13 protein-coding genes are annotated in these 15,300 nt (G+C 72.7%); 4 read left to right on the top strand and 9 right to left on the bottom strand.

All coding sequences use genetic code 11. The features are described from left to right. The first annotated feature begins 45 nt into the window (after nucleotides 1–45). Nucleotides 46–1,707 carry a class I adenylate-forming enzyme family protein gene (locus tag AB0B91_RS28860; RefSeq protein ID WP_358325952.1) on the top strand — a complete coding sequence of 554 codons (1,662 nt, stop codon included), beginning with the start codon at nucleotides 46–48 and terminating at the stop codon, nucleotides 1,705–1,707. Here the strand turns inward: AB0B91_RS28860 and AB0B91_RS28855 are convergent. From AB0B91_RS28855 to nuoB, 6 genes are read right to left on the bottom strand one after another with little or no spacing between them, the layout of a single operon-like run. Then, entirely contained in the window at nucleotides 1,704–3,176 is a 1,473-nt protein-coding gene (locus tag AB0B91_RS28855; protein ID WP_358325949.1) for an NADH-quinone oxidoreductase subunit C, read from the bottom strand. The two genes, AB0B91_RS28860 and AB0B91_RS28855, sit on opposite strands and share 4 nt — an antisense overlap. Next, on the bottom strand, nucleotides 3,173–4,657 hold the full coding sequence (locus AB0B91_RS28850) for a proton-conducting transporter membrane subunit (protein WP_358325946.1): 1,485 nt from the start codon (nucleotides 4,655–4,657) through the stop codon (nucleotides 3,173–3,175). The genes AB0B91_RS28855 and AB0B91_RS28850 overlap by 4 nt, the downstream gene beginning before the upstream one ends. Beyond that, nucleotides 4,657–5,316 carry a hypothetical protein gene (locus tag AB0B91_RS28845; protein WP_358325943.1) on the bottom strand — a complete coding sequence of 220 codons (660 nt, stop codon included), beginning with the start codon at nucleotides 5,314–5,316 and terminating at the stop codon, nucleotides 4,657–4,659. Before AB0B91_RS28845 ends, AB0B91_RS28850 begins: the two co-directional genes overlap by 1 nt. A 5-nt stretch (nucleotides 5,317–5,321) precedes the next feature. Next, entirely contained in the window at nucleotides 5,322–6,248 is a 927-nt protein-coding gene (locus AB0B91_RS28840; RefSeq protein ID WP_358326047.1) for an NADH-quinone oxidoreductase subunit H, read from the bottom strand. A gap of 5 nt (nucleotides 6,249–6,253) precedes the next feature. Beyond that, the gene (locus tag AB0B91_RS28835; RefSeq protein WP_358325940.1) at nucleotides 6,254–8,311 is read right to left on the bottom strand and encodes a proton-conducting transporter membrane subunit; all 2,058 of its coding nucleotides are present in this window, start codon (nucleotides 8,309–8,311) and stop codon (nucleotides 6,254–6,256) included. Further along, nucleotides 8,308–8,760, bottom strand: coding sequence for an NADH-quinone oxidoreductase subunit NuoB (gene nuoB, locus AB0B91_RS28830; RefSeq protein WP_358325937.1), 453 nt, complete (start codon nucleotides 8,758–8,760; stop codon nucleotides 8,308–8,310). Before nuoB ends, AB0B91_RS28835 begins: the two co-directional genes overlap by 4 nt. Nucleotides 8,761–9,023: 263 nt before the next feature. On the opposite strand from nuoB, the gene AB0B91_RS28825 reads away from it, so the two are divergent. The 3 genes from AB0B91_RS28825 to AB0B91_RS28815 all read left to right on the top strand — a co-directional run bounded on the left by AB0B91_RS28825 (nucleotide 9,024) and on the right by AB0B91_RS28815 (nucleotide 11,219). Next, nucleotides 9,024–9,422, top strand: coding sequence for a hypothetical protein (locus AB0B91_RS28825; RefSeq protein WP_358325934.1), 399 nt, complete (start codon nucleotides 9,024–9,026; stop codon nucleotides 9,420–9,422). Between the two features lie 43 nt (nucleotides 9,423–9,465). Beyond that, nucleotides 9,466–9,822, top strand: a complete 357-nt coding sequence (locus AB0B91_RS28820) for a nuclear transport factor 2 family protein (protein ID WP_358325931.1) — start codon at nucleotides 9,466–9,468, stop codon at nucleotides 9,820–9,822. Between the two features lie 104 nt (nucleotides 9,823–9,926). Next, nucleotides 9,927–11,219: an MFS transporter gene (locus AB0B91_RS28815; protein WP_358325928.1), complete on the top strand. Its 1,293-nt coding sequence runs from the start codon at nucleotides 9,927–9,929 to the stop codon at nucleotides 11,217–11,219. A gap of 123 nt (nucleotides 11,220–11,342) precedes the next feature. Here AB0B91_RS28815 and AB0B91_RS28810 read toward each other — a convergent pair whose 3' ends face one another. From AB0B91_RS28810 to pheS, 3 genes are all read right to left on the bottom strand, one after another. Further along, entirely contained in the window at nucleotides 11,343–11,576 is a 234-nt protein-coding gene (locus AB0B91_RS28810) for a hypothetical protein (protein ID WP_358325926.1), read from the bottom strand. A 126-nt stretch (nucleotides 11,577–11,702) separates the two neighbouring features. Continuing rightward, complete coding sequence (locus tag AB0B91_RS28805) at nucleotides 11,703–14,258, bottom strand: phenylalanine--tRNA ligase subunit beta (RefSeq protein ID WP_358325923.1); 2,556 nt, start codon at nucleotides 14,256–14,258, stop codon at nucleotides 11,703–11,705. Then, on the bottom strand, nucleotides 14,258–15,298 hold the full coding sequence (gene pheS / locus AB0B91_RS28800) for a phenylalanine--tRNA ligase subunit alpha (protein ID WP_358326044.1): 1,041 nt from the start codon (nucleotides 15,296–15,298) through the stop codon (nucleotides 14,258–14,260). Before pheS ends, AB0B91_RS28805 begins: the two co-directional genes overlap by 1 nt. Nucleotides 15,299–15,300: the final 2 nt, after the last annotated feature.

Raw genomic sequence — 15,300 nt, 5'->3', positions numbered from 1 at the left:
TACTGTGATTTATCCGGGATCGCCGTCCACTGTGGGAGTGCTCGCATGACTCTTTCTCATGCCCAGGTCCAAGCCCAGCTCACTGGTCCTGGCCAGCTTTTCGAGATGGAGGAGATCGGCGACAGCGGGGTACGAACCTGGAAGCACGCTCCGGGCCACTTCCGCGCCCTGCTGGAGATGAGCAGGTTCCACGGCGAGAAGGAGTTCCTCGTCTACGAGGACGAGCACATCACGTTCGAAGAGCACTTCCGGCGGGCGGCGACGCTGGCGAACCGCCTGGTGACGGAGTACGGCGTGGCCAAGGGTGACCGGGTGGTCGTGGCCATGCGCAACTATCCGGAGTGGGTGGTGGCCTTCTCCGCCGCGCTGGCCGCCGGGGCGATCGCCGTACCGCTCAACGCCTGGTGGACCGAGCCCGAGCTGGCGTACGGCGTGCGCGACTGTGACGCCAAGGTGCTGATCGCGGACGGCGAGCGGGCCGTCCGGCTCGCGGCCACCGGCGTGCCGATGATCGTGGCCAGGGGCGAGGCGCCCGAGGGCGCCCGTTCGTTCGAGGACGTGCTGGGCGAGGTCGGCGCGGACGTGACGCTGCCCGACGTCGAGCTCTCCCCCGAGGATCCGGCGACGATCTTCTACACCTCCGGCACGACCGGGCATCCCAAGGGGGCGCTGGGCAGCCACCGCAACCTGGGCCAGTCGCCGATGACCGTCGCCTACGGGCTGATGCGGGCGGTCGCGCTGGCCGGCAAGGACGCCGCCGCGGCGGCGGGCGCGCGCCGGGTGACGCTGCTGACCGTGCCGCTGTTCCACGTCACCGGCTGCTTCTCCGCGCTGACCACCACCATGTTCGCCGGCGGCGGGCTGGTCCTGATGTACAAGTGGGACCCCGAGCAGGCGCTGCGGCTGATCGAACGCGAGCGGATCACCGCGATGATCGGCGTGCCGACCAACGCGTGGCAGCTGATGTCCCATCCCGACTTCGGTAAGTACGACCTGTCGTCGCTGACCACCCTCGGCTACGGCGGGGCACCGGCTCCGCCGAAGCTGCTGGAGCGCATCGGCGAGAACCTGCCCGACCGCGCCGCCTCCAACGGCTACGGCATGACGGAGACGACCGGCCTGGCGGTGGGCAACGGCGGCCCCGACTACCAGGCCAGGCCCGACAGCATCGGCCTGCCCACGGCCGTGGTCGACGTCCGGGTGGTCGCCCCGACGGGTGCGGAGCTGCCGCGCGGCGAGGTGGGCGAGCTGTGCGTACGCGGCCCGAACGTCATCATGCGCTACTGGAACAAGCCGGAGCCCACGGCACAGACCTTCGTCGACGGCTGGCTGCACACCGGAGACCTCGCCAAGATCGACGAGGACGGCTTCGTCTACATCGTGGACCGGGCGAAGGACATGGTCATCAGGGCCGGCGAGAACGTCTACTGCGCCGAGGTGGAGGCGGCCATGTTCGAGCACCCGGCGATCGACGACGCGGCGGTGATCGGCATCCCCCACGACGAGCTGGGCGAGGAGGTGGGCGCGGTGGTCCGGCTCAAGCCGGGCACCTCGACCACCGCCGAGGAACTCCAGTCCTTCCTGGTGGAGCGCATCGCCAAGTTCAAGATCCCGGCTCACGTCTGGTTCAGGGACTCCGAGCTGCCGCGCAACCCGGGCGGCAAGATCCTCAAGACCCACCTGCGCCGCGAGGTGCTGGGCGGCTAGAGATCGTTGCCCGCGTAGGACAGGTTGAAGCTCTTGTTGACCAGCGGGAAGTCGGGCACGATCGCGCCGCCCAGCGCGACCGGCAACGCGGGCCAGTTGAAGAACGACGGGTCGGCGATCTTCACTCTGGCCAGCCTGCCATCCCCGTTCAGCTCGACGCGGTGGACGATGGTGCCGCGCCAGCCCTCGACGATGCCCACGCCCGAGCCGCGCCGCCCGTCCGGCAGGCTCCAGTCACCCGAGGCGTTCGCCAGCCGGTCGATCAGCCCGATCGAGGCGGCGATCTCGTCGGCCCTGACCTGGAAGCGGGCCAGCACGTCTCCACTCGTCCGGGTCGCCACCGGGAACGGCCCCAGGTCGATGAACGGGTGGTCGCGGCGGGCGTCGATGTCGAGCCCGCTGGCCCTGGCCACGTAGCCGAGCGTGCCGAGGTCCGCGGCGGCTCGCTCGGTGAGCACGGCGGTGCCGGTGAACCGGTCCGAGACCACGCCGTGGCCGAGCGCGAGCCCGGCGATCTCGGCAACCTCGGCGCCGAGCGCCGCCAGCCTTGCCGGGTCGGGCATGGCCCGCGGCGCCGCGCCGCCGAGGCGGATCGCGCCGCGCAGCAGGCGGTGGCCGGTGACCTCTGCGTTGACGCGCAGCAGGTGTTCGCGGACAGTGCCGCAGTGGGCCTGCAGGACGCTGTGGGCGACGTCGTTGCAGAGCGCGCCCAGGTCGGTGACGTGGTTGTAGAGGCGTTCGAGCTCCAGCAGCACGGCTCTGGCGCGCTGCGACTCGGGGTCGACGGCCGTGCCGGTGGCCTCCTCGACGGCCAGGCAGTAGGCCAGGGCGTGGCCGACCGACGTGTCGCCGCTGACCCGCTCGGCCAGCGCCAGCCCGTCTTCCGGGCGACGGCCCTCGAAGAGCTGTTCGAGACCCTTGTGCACGAACCAGAGGCGGGCCTTGAGCTTGAGAATCGTCTCGCCGACCACCGAGAAGCGGAAGTGGCCCGGCTCGATGCAGCCCGCGTGCACGGGGCCGACCGGGATCTCGTAGACGCCGTCGCCCTCCACGTCGCCGAACGGGTAGGGGCCCTCGGGATCGCCGAACGACGGTGGCCGGCCCGCGTCGGGGAGCATCGGGTACCAGCCTCGGGGCCAGTGGTGGTGCCTGACCAGGCGCTGGGGCAATGGGTGGCCTTCGGGCGTGATGCCGTACAGGTCGCGGATCTCCCGCTCGAAGCGCCCGGCGGGGAAGGAGAGCGCGGCCAGGCTGGGGACGGCGGGCTCGGTCAGGTGTACGTGCAGCTCGGCCCGCCGCGCCGGGCGGGCGGCGGTGAACAGGTAGACGAGGCGGAAGCCGGTCTCCTCGGCGTGCGCGGCGACGAGGGCGACGCGATGCCCCAGGGCGAACAGTTCGGCGGCGCACGCGACGAGCTCGCCGGGCCCGATGTCGGCGACCGTCGGCTCTCCTCCGACGACGGCGGTCATCGCGCCCCTCCCACGGGGCCGGCCGGCGGTCCGATGGTGGCGATGGTGGCGGCGGACTCCAGCAGCGGCCGGAGCGGCCCCAGCGTCACGCCGAGCGCCGCGCACGCGACGAGCCCCGCGACCAGCGGCACTCCCGCTCCCCCTAGGCGGATCCCCAGCCCGCCCGCTGCGCCCGGTGGCGCGTCGCCGAGCAGCATGCGTCCGGCCGTCCCGCCCACTCCCGCGACGATCACCAGCATGAGCACCAGCGCGGGCGCCATCGCCCACCCGAGCCCGGCCGTGAAGCCCGCCCGTACGATGCCGAGCTCGCTGGCGAACAGGCTGAACGGCGGCAACCCCAGCAGCGCCAGCAGCCCGAGTCCGAAGAGCGTGGCCAGTCCGGGCGCCTGCCCGCCCAGCCCGCCGACCTCGTCGATCCGGCTGCTCCCGGCCGCCTGCTGGATCCGCCCGGACCCGATGAACAGCACCGACTTGCCCAGCCCGTGCCCCAGGATGTGCAGCAGCACGGCCGCCAGTGCCAGGCCGCTGCCGATAGCCGCGCCGAGCGCGATCAGCCCCATGTGCTCGATGCTCGAATAGGCCAGCATCCGCTTGACGTCGCGCTGCCCGATCAGCAGCGCCGCCGCCACGGCCAGCGACGCCAGCGCCACCACGATCAGCAGCAGCCGGCAGAACCCCGGCCCGAGCGCCCCGTCGGAGATCACCTTGACCCGCAGGATCGCGTAGAACGCCACCGACAGCAGGACCCCGGACATCAGCGCCGATACCGGCGCGGGCGCCTGGCTGTGCGCGTCGGGCAGCCAGGCGTGCAGCGGCGCCAGCCCCGCCTTGGCGCCGAAACCGAGCACGAGCAGCACCACCGCGATCCGCGTCACCCCCGGGTCGAGCCGCCCGGCGTGCCCGGCCAGCGACACCCAGTCGAGCCCCTCGCGCGTGGACAGCCCGGCGTGCACGGCGGCGTAGTGCACGATCACCAGGCCGAGCAGCGCGAGCGCGATGCCGACCGAGCAGATCACCACGTACTTCCAGGCCGCCTCGGTGGCCTTCCTGGTTTGGCGGTGCCCGACCAGGAACGCGGTCAGGATCGTGGTCGCCTCCACCGCCACCCAGAGCATCCCGAGGCTGGCGGCGAGCACGGCCGTCGCCATCGCCGCGACGAAGCACTGGGTGAAGATCCCGTAACGGCGGGCGGCCGCCGGCCCCGCGTGCCCGGCGACCGCCTCGGCCCGCAGGTAGCCGGGGCTGGCCAGCATCGCGAGCATCGCCACGACGCCGATCACGATCAGCATGTACGCGCTGAGCGCGTCCACCCGCAGCAGCCCCCACAGCCCGCTCCCCGCACCGGCCCGCGCGAGCAGGACGGCGACGGCGAGCAGCCCGCCCGCGGACACGGCGCCGAGCCACGCCGTCACGCGGTTCCAGCCGAACAGGGCATACAGGCAGGCGGCCACGAGTGGCAGCGCCACCGGGACGATCATCATCAGTCGTGCAGCTCCCGTAGCTCGTCGAGGTCGGTGCCGCCGAACGCGGCCCGCATCCGGGTGGTCAGAACCTGCAGCGCCAGTACGGCCAGCAGCACATCGAGGGAGACGCCCAGCTCCACCACCAGCGGCACCCCGGTGGTGGTGAGGAACGCGGCGGCGGTGATGGCGTTGTCCATCAGCAGGAACCCGACCACCTGCGACAGCGCCCGCCTCCTGGTGACCAGCACGAAGAAGCCCACCAGCAGCACGGTCAGCGCGATCGGCACGGCCTGCGTGGCGGGGGTGGGCGCCAGCCGTACCAGGGGCTGGGAGACCGCGTACGCGATCATCGTCAGGACGGCCGTGACCAGCAGCGACGCGGCGACACTGACGTGCGGCCGGGCCTCGCGCCCCTCCTCGCCGGCCGCCAGCGCGCGCCGCATCAGGTACGGCAGGAGCACCGCGCGCAGCAGCCCCACCCCAAGGCCGAGCACGGTCAGCTCCACGTCGGCCTCGTGCAGCCCTCTGACCGCGATCAGCGCGCCCAGCGCCACCCCCTGCAGCCCGAACAGCCAGATGATCGCGGCCAGGTCGCGCCGCCACAGCACCAGCACCCCGGTCAGCAGGAAGGCGCCGCAGGCCAGGTCGAGCGCCTGCACGTACAGGGGATCAGTCATCTCACTCACGCCAGGAAAAAGGAGGCGGCGACCGCCAGCAGGGCCATCAGGAACGAGCCGGCCAGCAGCTCGGGGATGCGGAACAGGCGCAGCTTGGCCATGAACACCTCGCCGGCCGCCAGCACGCCGCCCAGCAGCGTCACCTTCGCGGCGAAGGCCACCACGGCGACCAGCAGCGCGACCGGCCCGGCGCTCGCGGTGGCGATGCCGAACGGCGCGAACAGCCCGGCGAACAGCCCCAGCATGACCGTCAGCCGCATCGCCGAGGCCCACTCGATGAGCGCCAGGTCCGGGCCCGCGTACTCCAGGATCATCGCCTCGTGGATCATCGTCAGCTCCAGGTGGGTCGAGGGGTTGTCCACCGGGATCCGGCCCGACTCGGCGATCGTGACCACCGCGAGCGCGACGGCGGCCAGCAGGCTGACCGGGGAGATGAGCGACAGCGGGCTGCTCTCGGTGGCGGTGACGATCGCGCCCAGGTCGGTGGTGCCCACCCGGATCGACAACGCGAACACCGCCAGCAGGATCGTCGGCTCGACCAGGGCGAGCACGGTCATCTCACGGCTGGCGCCCATCCCGCCGAACGCGGTGCCCGTGTCGAGCCCGCCCAGCGCCAGCGCCACCGAGCCGAGTGCGAGCAGCGCGGCGACCGCGAACAGGTCGGCGACGCCGTCGAGCGGCGAGTCGGCGGTGACCAGCGGCACCGCCGCCGCGACCACCAGCGTGGTCCCGGCCAGCAGCGGCGGGGCGGCCCTGAACGGCCAGCCCGTGCCGTGCGGGGCGATGGCCTCCTTGCGCACCAGCTTGCGCAGGTCGCGCCACGGCTGCCGCACCCCGGCGCCCGCGCGGCCCTCCAGGCGTGCCCTGACCTGGCGCATCAGGCCGACGAGCAGCGGCGCTCCGGCGGCCACCACGAGCAGTTGCAGCACCATGGCGATCACGAGATCACCGCCAGCACGATCAGCACGCCGGTCAGCGCGTAGAAGCCGTAGGACAGGTAGCGGTGGACGCTGCCGTCGGCGAGCCGCCGCGCGCCCGTGCCGAGCCGGACCGCGGCGGCCAGCACCGGCTCGTACAGGCGGCGTTCGACCCGGTCGGGCACCCTGGCCCGGAACCGGACCCGCCGCACGAGGTACGCCGACTCCTTGACGGCTGTCACGTCGATGGCGCGCTCCGGTTGCAGGGCGTCGACGAAGACCCGTTGCAGGGGTTCGGCGAAGGAGGTGGCGGTGTACTCCATGCGGGCCGACACCGGTCCGGCGCCGCAGTCCCACAGGCGGGCCGCCCGTCGTACGCGCCGGGTGGCCACCGCGCGGACCAGCGCCGGCACCGCCACCATGGCCCCGGCCAGCGCCAGCGCGATGAGGATCGGCGAGATCGAGCCGGTGATCGCGGTGAGCCGGAGCGTCACCTCGCCCGTGACCGGCCGGCCCGCGGGGATGATCTCCGTGACGGCGTCGATGAGCGCGGGGAGCACCAGCGTGGGGTTGAGCGCGAGGAACAGGCAGGCCGTCGCGGCCAGCGCCATCCCGTAGATCGCGGTACGCGGGCTCTCCGCCGCCTGTTCGGCGCCCGGACCGCGCGGGCGGGCCAGGAAGCCGACGCCGAACGCCTTCACGAACGTGGCCACGGCCAGTCCCGCCGTGAGCGCGATGGCGCCCACGGCCAGCGGCATCGTGACCGCGCCCGCCACACCGGAGGCGGGCAGCGCGTGGATGAGGCTCTGCAGCAGCAGCCATTCGCTGACGAAGCCGTTGCCGGGCGGCAGCGCCGACGCGCACAGGGCGCCGATGGCGAACAGGGCGGTGGTGTACGGCATGCGGGTGCGCAGGCCGCCGAGCGCGTCCAGGTCCCTGGTGCCCGTCGCCCGCTGGACCGAGCCGGCCGCCTGGAACAGCAGCGTCTTGAAGGCGGCGTGGTTGACCACGTGCAGCAGTGCCGCGGTGAGGGCGAGGGCGGCCAGCGGGGCGGCGCCGTCGGCCGCGAAGAAGCCGGCCGCGCCGACGCCGATGAGCACCAGGCCCATGTTCTCGGTCGAGGAGTAGCCGAGCAGCCGTTTCAGGTCGGTGGCCATCGCCGCGTGGAGCACGCCGTACAGGGCCGAGAGGGCGCCGAGCGCCAGGACGATCCACCACCACCAGACGGGGCCGCCGCGCAGCAGGTCGAGCCCGACCCTGACGAGGCCGTAGACGCCCATGTTGACCATGGCGCCGCTCATCAGCGGCGACACGTGGCCGGGCGCGGCCGGGTAGGCCCTGGGCAGCCACACGTGCAGCGGCACGATGCCGGCCTTGGCGGCGAACCCGGCCAGGGTGGTCAGGAAGATCACGTTCCTGGCGGCGGGCGACAGCTCGGCGGCGCGTAGCTGGTCGAAGCCGTCGCCCATGGCTCCGGCGGCCAGGTAGCACAGGCCGCACATGATCGCCACCAGGCCGAGGTGGGTCATGACGGCGTACCAGAGCGCGGCCTTCCTGACCGACGGCCGCGTGCGATGCTCGGCCAGCACGAGCAGGAGCGAGGTCATCGCCATCAGCTCCCAGCCGAGCAGGAACGCGCCCACCCCGTCGGCCGCGGGCACCAGCAGCAGGGCGGCCACGAACAACGGCACGACCGCCCGCGTGGCCCTGGCCGGGCCGGAGCCGATGCCGTGGATCGCCGCGCACACCGTCACCCCGCCCGTGACGGCGGTGAACAGGCCGCCGAGCGGGTCGAGCGCCAGCCGTACGCCGCCCAGGGGCAGCAGGTCGGGCAACCAGGCCGACCAGCCGTGGCCGAGCATCGCCAGCACCCCCGCCACGGTCGCCACCGCCCCGGCCGCCGCGGTGATCACCCCCGCCGCCACAGTGCTCGCCCCCGCCGCGCGTTCCCGTTCCGCGCCCTCGGCGCCGCGTTCCCGCTCCGGGGCCTCGGCCTCGGCGGCGGGTGCGCGTGCGGGCAGCAGGGCGACGAGGGCGGCGACCAGGCAGAGGCCCAGGGCGCACGCGTAGAGGGTCATCGACCGGTCATCCCGCGGAGCGCCTCGATGATCGCCTCGGGTGGTGGCGGGCAGCCGGGGACCTCGACGTCGACCGGCACCACGTCGCCGACCGCGCCCGCCACGCCGTACGCGCCCGCGAACGCCCCGCAGTCACGCGCGCAGTCACCCAGCGCGATCACCCGGCGCGGCTCCGGCACCGCCTCGTAGGTGCGGCGCAGCGCGATCTCCATGTTGCGCGTCACCGGCCCCGTGACCAGCAACGCGTCGGCGTGCCGCGGCGAGGCGACCAGCCGGGCGCCGTAGCGCTCCGCGTCGTACACCGGTCCGAACACCGAGGCGATCTCCACCTCGCATCCGTTGCACGAGCCCGCGTCGACGTGGCGGAGCTGCACCGACCCCACCAGTTCCGGCACCCCCGGACTTTTGGCACGTTCCAGCGGTGGCTCGGCCATCCGCCCTGTCTTCATGATTTTTCGCCACAGACCCACTGCGACCCCCCATCGCTCCGACCTGGGAAAACACCATCCCCTTGCCGGGCTGACCACTATGCCGGGCCCGTGGGCGACGTGAGGCGTCGATCCCCAAAGATCTTGCATTTCCTTTTTCGGGGTCCGGATCCCAGGTGGAGCGGGAGATAAGCGCCCGCTTTACCTCCGGCGTAATCGCGGCGCCCCCACCCCGGCTGACATGTTTCTCATGTCTGAACGAACTCCCGGAAGGAAGGGCCGAAATGACCGTCCTCACCATGACCGACCGCGCCAGGTTCCTGCGCCTGACGCTGGTTCTCGACGCCGTCGTCACCGGTGTCAACGGGCTCGCCTACCTCGCCGCCGCCGGTCCCGCGAGCGACCTGCTCGGCCCGGACGCGGGGCTGCTCAGGGAGATCGGCGTCTTCCTTCTCGTGTACGGCGCGGCGGTCGGCCTGCTGGCGAGCCGCCGCGCGATCAGCCCGGTGGCGACCAAGGCCGTGATCGCGCTCAACGCCGTCTGGACCCTGGGCAGCGTGCTCGCCGTGGTCACCGGGGTGGCGGAGTTCACCACGATCGGCGCGGTGTGGGCGATCGCCCAGGCCCTCGTGGTCGGCGTCTTCGCCGAGCTGCAGATCATGGGCCTCCGCCGGCTCCGCTAGCCCCCTGTTTTAAGTCGAAAAATCATCTGAAAGGTAGAAAATCATGAGCAACGAGCTGGTCGACCGCTACATCGCCGCCTGGAACGAGACCGACGCCGACGCCCGCGCCAAGGCCGTGGCCGCGCTGTGGACCGAGGACGCCACCTACACCGACCCGCTGGCCGAGGTGGCCGGTCACGCCGGGCTCGCCGCGCTGATCGAGGGCGCGCAGGGCATGTTCCCCGGCTTCGTGTTCAGCCCCGGCGAGGTGTACGACGCCCACCACGACATCGCCCGGTTCAGCTGGCACCTGGGCCCGGCGGGCGAGGAGCCGGTGGTGGTCGGGTTCGACGTGGTGCAGCTGGCCGCGGACGGCAGGATCGCCCGGGTCCTGGGCTTCCTGGACAAGGTGCCCGCCTGAACATGTCTCCTTGGGGCCCCCGGAGTTCTCTCCGGGGGCCCCAAGCGTGTGCCGGAAGAAAACCGATTGCCCGCGCCGAGGGCCGCAGCGCAGAATCACACCTTGTGGCCGATCGACTGAAGCGCCTGCTCCGCGGGCTGGTGCCCGATCTGGGCCCGTTGCGCGACTCGCGAGACTATCGGCTGCTCATGGCCTCGGGTGTCATCACCATGTTCGGCACGTTCATCACCGTGGTGGCCGTGCCGTACCAGATGAAGGAGCTCACCGGCTCCTACGTGGCGGTCGGCCTGGTGAGCCTGGCCGAGTTCGTGCCGATGGTGGTGTGCGGGCTGTGGGGCGGCGCCATCGCCGACGCGCTCGACCGGCGCACGGTCATCCTGCTCAGCGAGCTGGGGCTGATGGTGACCTCGGGGCTGCTCATGGTCAACTCGCTGCTCCCCCACCCGCAGATCTGGGTCCTCTACGTGGTCGGCGCGCTGGCGATGGGCATCGCGTGCCTGCAGCGGCCCAGCCTGGAGGCGCTGATCCCGCAGGTGGTCAGACACGACCAGCTCAGCGCGGCCGCGGTGCTGGCGAGCCTGCGCTGGAACCTCGGCGCGATCGTCGCCCCGGCTCTCGGCGGGCTACTGGTGACGGCGTTCGGCACGGCCGTCGCCTATGGCGTCGACACGGTGAGCTTCGTCCTGTCCCTGGTGCTGCTCTGGCGGATCAGGGCCGTGCCACCCGCCGAGGACGCCGCGCCCGCGTCGCTGAGCTCGCTGGTCGAGGGCGTGCGCTACGCGGCCGGGCGCGGTGATCTGGTCGGCACCTACCTGGTCGACATCGCCGCGATGCTGTTCGCGATGTCGACGGCGCTGTTCCCGTTCCTGGCCGACGAGCTGGGCGCACCGCAGGCACTCGGGCTGCTCTATTCGGCGGGTGCGGTGGGCTCCCTGGTGGCCTCGCTCACCGGCGGCTGGACGGCGCGCGTCCACCGGCAGGGCATGGGCGTGATCATCGCGGCGACGCTGTGGGGTGCCGCGATGGCACTGGCGGCGGCGATCCCGAACGTCTGGGCGATCTTCTTCTGCCTGGCGCTGGCCGGGGCGGCCGACATGATCAGCGGTATCTTCCGCATGACGATGTGGAACCAGACGATCCCCAACGAGCTGCGGGGCAGGCTGGCCGGCATCGAGCTGCTGTCCTACGCCAGCGGTCCGATGCTCGGCAACGCGCGCGCCGGGCTGATGGCGCAGCTGGGCGGCGCCCGGTTCTCCCTGGGGGCGGGCGGCGTGCTGTGCGTCGCGGCGGTGGCGGGACTGGCGGCGATGCTGCCGAAGTTCCGCCGGTACGACTCGCGCACCGACGAGCACGCCCTGGCCGAGAAGGCCCGCCGAGCCGACCAACTCCCCGCCTGACGCCCTCGGCGGTGGCCATGGCCAGAGGCCGCGCCGCCGCGCGAGCGCGGGAGGGCCGTCGATGGCGGCCCGGACGCGTTCAGCGCCGCCGCGCGTGCCGGGCGAGCGAGCCCTGGACGCGGGTCAGCCCGGCTCGCGCCAGCCGTCGTGTTGTTCCACGAGCGCGTCGACCTCCGACAGGCCGCCCTCGTCCAGTCCTTCCAGGACGACCAGCCACTGGGCGTCCTCGGCGTCGTCCTCGCCCGCGAGCGTCTCCCGCACGACCTGGGGTATCCCCAGCGCGGGGAACCGCTCGCCCAGCGCCTCCGCGACCTCCTCGGCGTCGTCGCGCTCGGCGAACACCAGCAGATGCCTCATCTCCGGCCCTTCAAGCGTGAGGCCCGGCACGGCGGACCGTACCGGACCTCGGAACAGCGATCGGCGATCGGACGCGGCCGGACCAACCGGTCAGCCGCGGCACGTCCGCCCGTGCCAGCAGGCAGGTCAGGCGCTGCGGAGCTGGGCGCCGACGCGGTCGGCGGCCATGGCCACGGCGGCGTCGCGAGCCGCCGTCGTCTCCTCCACCGTCAGCGTGCGGTCGGCCGCGCGGAAGCGCAGCGTGTACGCGAGCGACTTGTGGCCCTCCCCCACCTGCTCCCCGGCGTAGACGTCGAACAGCCGGATCGACTCCAGCAGCTCCCCGGCCCCGTCACGCAGCGCCGCCTCCACGTCGGCGACCGGCGTGAAGTCGGGCACGATCAGCGCCACGTCCTGGGTCGCGACCGGGTAGGACGAGACGGCCGGCGCCTCGGCCGGGCCCGGCATGGCCGACTCCAGCCTGGACAGCTCCAGCTCCATCGCCGAGGTGCGCGGCGGCAGCCCGTAGGCCTCGGCGACGCGCGGGTGCAGCTCACCGGCGTGGCCGACGAGCGTGTCACCGACGTAGAGCGCGGCGCACCTGCCGGGGTGCCAGGGTTCGTGCTGGTCGGCGATGACCGACAGCTCGACGCCCGCCTCGGCCGCCACCAGCCGGGCCGCCTGCACGGCGTCGGCCCAGCACTCCTGGCGCCCGCGACCCCACCAGCCGGACCGCTCGAACTCGCCGGCCAGCACGACCGCGACCCGGTGCGGCTGGTCGGGCAGGGCCGCGGCGATCGAGGCCAGCTCGTCGCCGCTCGGCCGGTCCTCGACACGCAGCACCGGCGCGGTGGCCGGCGCTCCCTCGCGGGGCCGGAAGACCAGTCCCGACTCGAACAGCGCCACGTCGGAGAAGCCGCGCCCGGTGTTGCGTACCAGGGTCTTCAGCAGCCCGGGCAGCAGCGTCGTGCGCATCAGCGGCTCGTCTTCGGCCAGCGGGTTGGCCAGCCGCAGGGCGCGGCGGCGCGGGTCGTCGGCGGGCAGCTGCAGGGCGTCGAAGTCGCCCTCACTGATGAACGGGTAGGCGAGCACCTCGACGTAACCGGCGGCGGCCAGCGTCCTGCCGACCCGCCTGCGCAGCCGCTGTCCCTCGGTCAGCCCGGCTCCGGCCGGGGCCTTGGGCAGGATGGAGGGCAGGCGCTCGTAGCCTTCGAGGCGGATGACCTCTTCGGCCAGGTCGTTGGGGTCGGTGAGGTCGGGCCGCCAGGACGGCGGGGTGACCGTGATCATGTCGTCGCCGGTGACGGCCAGCTTGGCCGCCAGCTCGCCGCCGGTCACGACCCCGGTCGGGTCGACGCCGCCCGTGCGCACGGCCGGGTCGTCGCCGTCGGTCACGACACAGCCGACCTGCTCCAGCCGCCGTACGACGGTCTCCTTGGAGTAGGGCACGCCGGCCACGTCGCCCGGATGGCTCGCCGGGATCGCGATGCGGGCCGGCGCGACGTCGACCTCGGCGTGCGTGACGCCCGGTCGTACGGTGGCGCCGCCCAGCTCGGCCAGCAGCCGTACGGCCCGCCAGGAGGCGACCAGCGGCAGCTCGCGGTCGACGCCGCGCTCGAACCGCTTGGACGCCTCGGAGACGAGGTTGTGCCTGCGGGACTCGCGGGAGATGCCGGTCGCCGAGAAGTGCGCGGCCTCGATGACGATGTCCGTCGACTCGCCGGAGATCTCGGTCTCCAGCCCGCCCATCGTGCCCGCCATCGAGATCGGGCCCGACTGGTCGGTGATCAGGATGTCGTCGGGGTCGAGCTTGCGGGTGACGTGGTCGAGCGTCTCGAGCGTCTCGCCTTGGACGGCCCTGCGTACGACGATCTCGCCGGTGAGCTTGGCCCGGTCGAAGGCATGCAGCGGCTGGCCGAGCTCCAGCATCAGGTAGTTGGTGATGTCGACGGCCAGCGACACCGGCCGCATCCCGGCCCGGGTGAGCCGTACGCGCATCCAGAGCGGGCTCTGGGCGGCGGGGTCGAAGCCGGTGACCTCGCGCAGCACGAACCGGTCGCAGGCGTCCGGGTCGCCGATCGAGGCGGGCCACGCCTGCTCGTCGGCGGCGGGCAGCTCGACGTCGGCGGGGTCGCGGAAGGCGACCTCGAACGCGGTCGCGGCCTCGCGCGCCACGCCCCTGATCGACAGCGCGTAGCCGATGTCGGGGGTGATCTCCAGCTCGATCACGTCGTCGCGGAGCCCGAGCAGCTCGACCACGTCGGCGCCGATCGGCGTGCCGGCGGGCAGGACCATGATGCCGCCGTGGTCGTCGCCGAGACCGAGCTCGCGCTCGGAGCAGATCATGCCCTCGGACAGCCGCCCGTACGTCTTGCGCGAGCCGACCTCGAAGCCGCCCGGCAGCACGCCGCCCGGCAGGACGACCGGCACGCGGTCACCGGCGGCGAAGTTGGTGGCGCCGCAGACGATCTCGCGCGGCATCGCCTCCCCCACCTCGACCTTGCAGTGCCTGATCGGCTTCTTGAAACCGGTCAGCTCCTCGATCTCGAGCACCTCGCCGACCACGACGTTCTTCACGTCGTGACCGTGCGAGCTGATCGACTCGAGCTTGAGCCCTGCCGCGGTGAGCTTGTCGGCCACCTCTTGCGCGGTGACCGCCGGGAGATCGGCGTACTCCCGCAGCCAGGAGAGCGGGACCTTCATCAGATCTCCATTCCGAACGGAAGCGTGAAGCGCACGTCTCCCTCGACCATGTCGCGCATGTCCTCAGCGTTGTGGCGGAACATCAGCGTACGTTCGATGCCCATGCCGAAGGCGAAGCCCGAGTATGTGGACGGGTCGACGCCGCAGGCGATCAGCACGCGCGGGTTGACCATGCCGCAGCCGCCCCACTCGATCCAGCCCTCGGACTTGCAGGTGCGGCACGGCGGGTTGCCGGGGATCGCCGAGGCGCCGCGGCAGACGAAGCACTTGAGGTCCATCTCGGCCGACGGCTCGGTGAACGGGAAGTAGTTGGGCCGGAACCTGGTGGAGATGCCCTCGCCGAACATGACCTCGGCGAACCGGTCGAGCGTGCCCTTGAGGTGGGCCATCGTCAGCCCCTCGTCGATCGCCAGGCCCTCGACCTGGTGGAAGACGGGGGTGTGAGTGGCGTCGAGCTCGTCGGTGCGGAACACCTTGCCCGGCGAGATGACGTAGCACGGCGCGCCCCGCTGCAGCAGCGCGCGGATCTGCACCGGCGAGGTCTGGGTGCGCAGCACCATGCCCGACTCGGTGGACTCGACGAAGAACGTGTCGTGGTCGGAGCGGGCCGGGTGGTCCTTGGCGATGTTGAGCGCGTCGAAGTTGAACCACTCGCCTTCGAGCTCGGGGCCCTCGGCCACCTCGTAGCCCATCGCGACGAACGTGTCGGCGATGCGCTCCTGCATGGTGGTCAGCGGGTGTCGGGCGCCGAGCGGCCGCCGGTCCCACGGCAGGGTGACGTCGACGGCCTCCTCGACGAGGACCCGGGCGTCGCGCTCGGCCTCCAGCTCGGCCTGCCGGGCGGCGAGCGCCTCGTTGATCGCCTTACGGGCGCCGCCGACGCGCTTGCCGGCCTCGGCGCGGGCCTTGGGGGGCAGGGCGCCGATCTCGCGGTTGGCCAGCGCGATGGGCGAGCGGTCACCGGCGTGGGCCAGCCGCGCCTGCTTGAGTGCGTCGAGGTCGCCGGCCGTCTTGATCGCCGCCAGGGCGTCGGCCTCCATGC

This window comes from Nonomuraea sp. NPDC049141 (assembly GCF_040648415.1).
Classification (GTDB): Bacteria; Actinomycetota; Actinomycetes; order Streptosporangiales; family Streptosporangiaceae; genus Nonomuraea.
This window is presented reverse-complemented; position numbering and strand designations above follow the sequence as displayed.

Excerpts from the sequence above, each read along its gene's own strand:
- AB0B91_RS28855 (WP_358325949.1), bottom strand. The coding sequence starts at position 3,176 with ATGACCGCCGTCGTCGGAGGAGAGCCGACGGTCGCCGACATCGGGCCC.
- AB0B91_RS28825 (WP_358325934.1), top strand. The coding sequence starts at position 9,024 with ATGACCGTCCTCACCATGACCGACCGCGCCAGGTTCCTGCGCCTGACG.
- AB0B91_RS28840 (WP_358326047.1), bottom strand. The coding sequence starts at position 6,248 with ATGGTGCTGCAACTGCTCGTGGTGGCCGCCGGAGCGCCGCTGCTCGTC.
- nuoB (WP_358325937.1), bottom strand. The coding sequence starts at position 8,760 with ATGAAGACAGGGCGGATGGCCGAGCCACCGCTGGAACGTGCCAAAAGT.
- AB0B91_RS28810 (WP_358325926.1), bottom strand. The coding sequence starts at position 11,576 with ATGAGGCATCTGCTGGTGTTCGCCGAGCGCGACGACGCCGAGGAGGTC.
- AB0B91_RS28845 (WP_358325943.1), bottom strand. The coding sequence starts at position 5,316 with ATGACTGATCCCCTGTACGTGCAGGCGCTCGACCTGGCCTGCGGCGCC.
- AB0B91_RS28835 (WP_358325940.1), bottom strand. The coding sequence starts at position 8,311 with ATGACCCTCTACGCGTGCGCCCTGGGCCTCTGCCTGGTCGCCGCCCTC.
- pheS (WP_358326044.1), bottom strand. The coding sequence starts at position 15,298 with ATGGAGGCCGACGCCCTGGCGGCGATCAAGACGGCCGGCGACCTCGAC.
- AB0B91_RS28820 (WP_358325931.1), top strand. The coding sequence starts at position 9,466 with ATGAGCAACGAGCTGGTCGACCGCTACATCGCCGCCTGGAACGAGACC.
- AB0B91_RS28805 (WP_358325923.1), bottom strand. The coding sequence starts at position 14,258 with ATGAAGGTCCCGCTCTCCTGGCTGCGGGAGTACGCCGATCTCCCGGCG.
- AB0B91_RS28860 (WP_358325952.1), top strand. The coding sequence starts at position 46 with ATGACTCTTTCTCATGCCCAGGTCCAAGCCCAGCTCACTGGTCCTGGC.
- AB0B91_RS28850 (WP_358325946.1), bottom strand. The coding sequence starts at position 4,657 with ATGATGATCGTCCCGGTGGCGCTGCCACTCGTGGCCGCCTGCCTGTAT.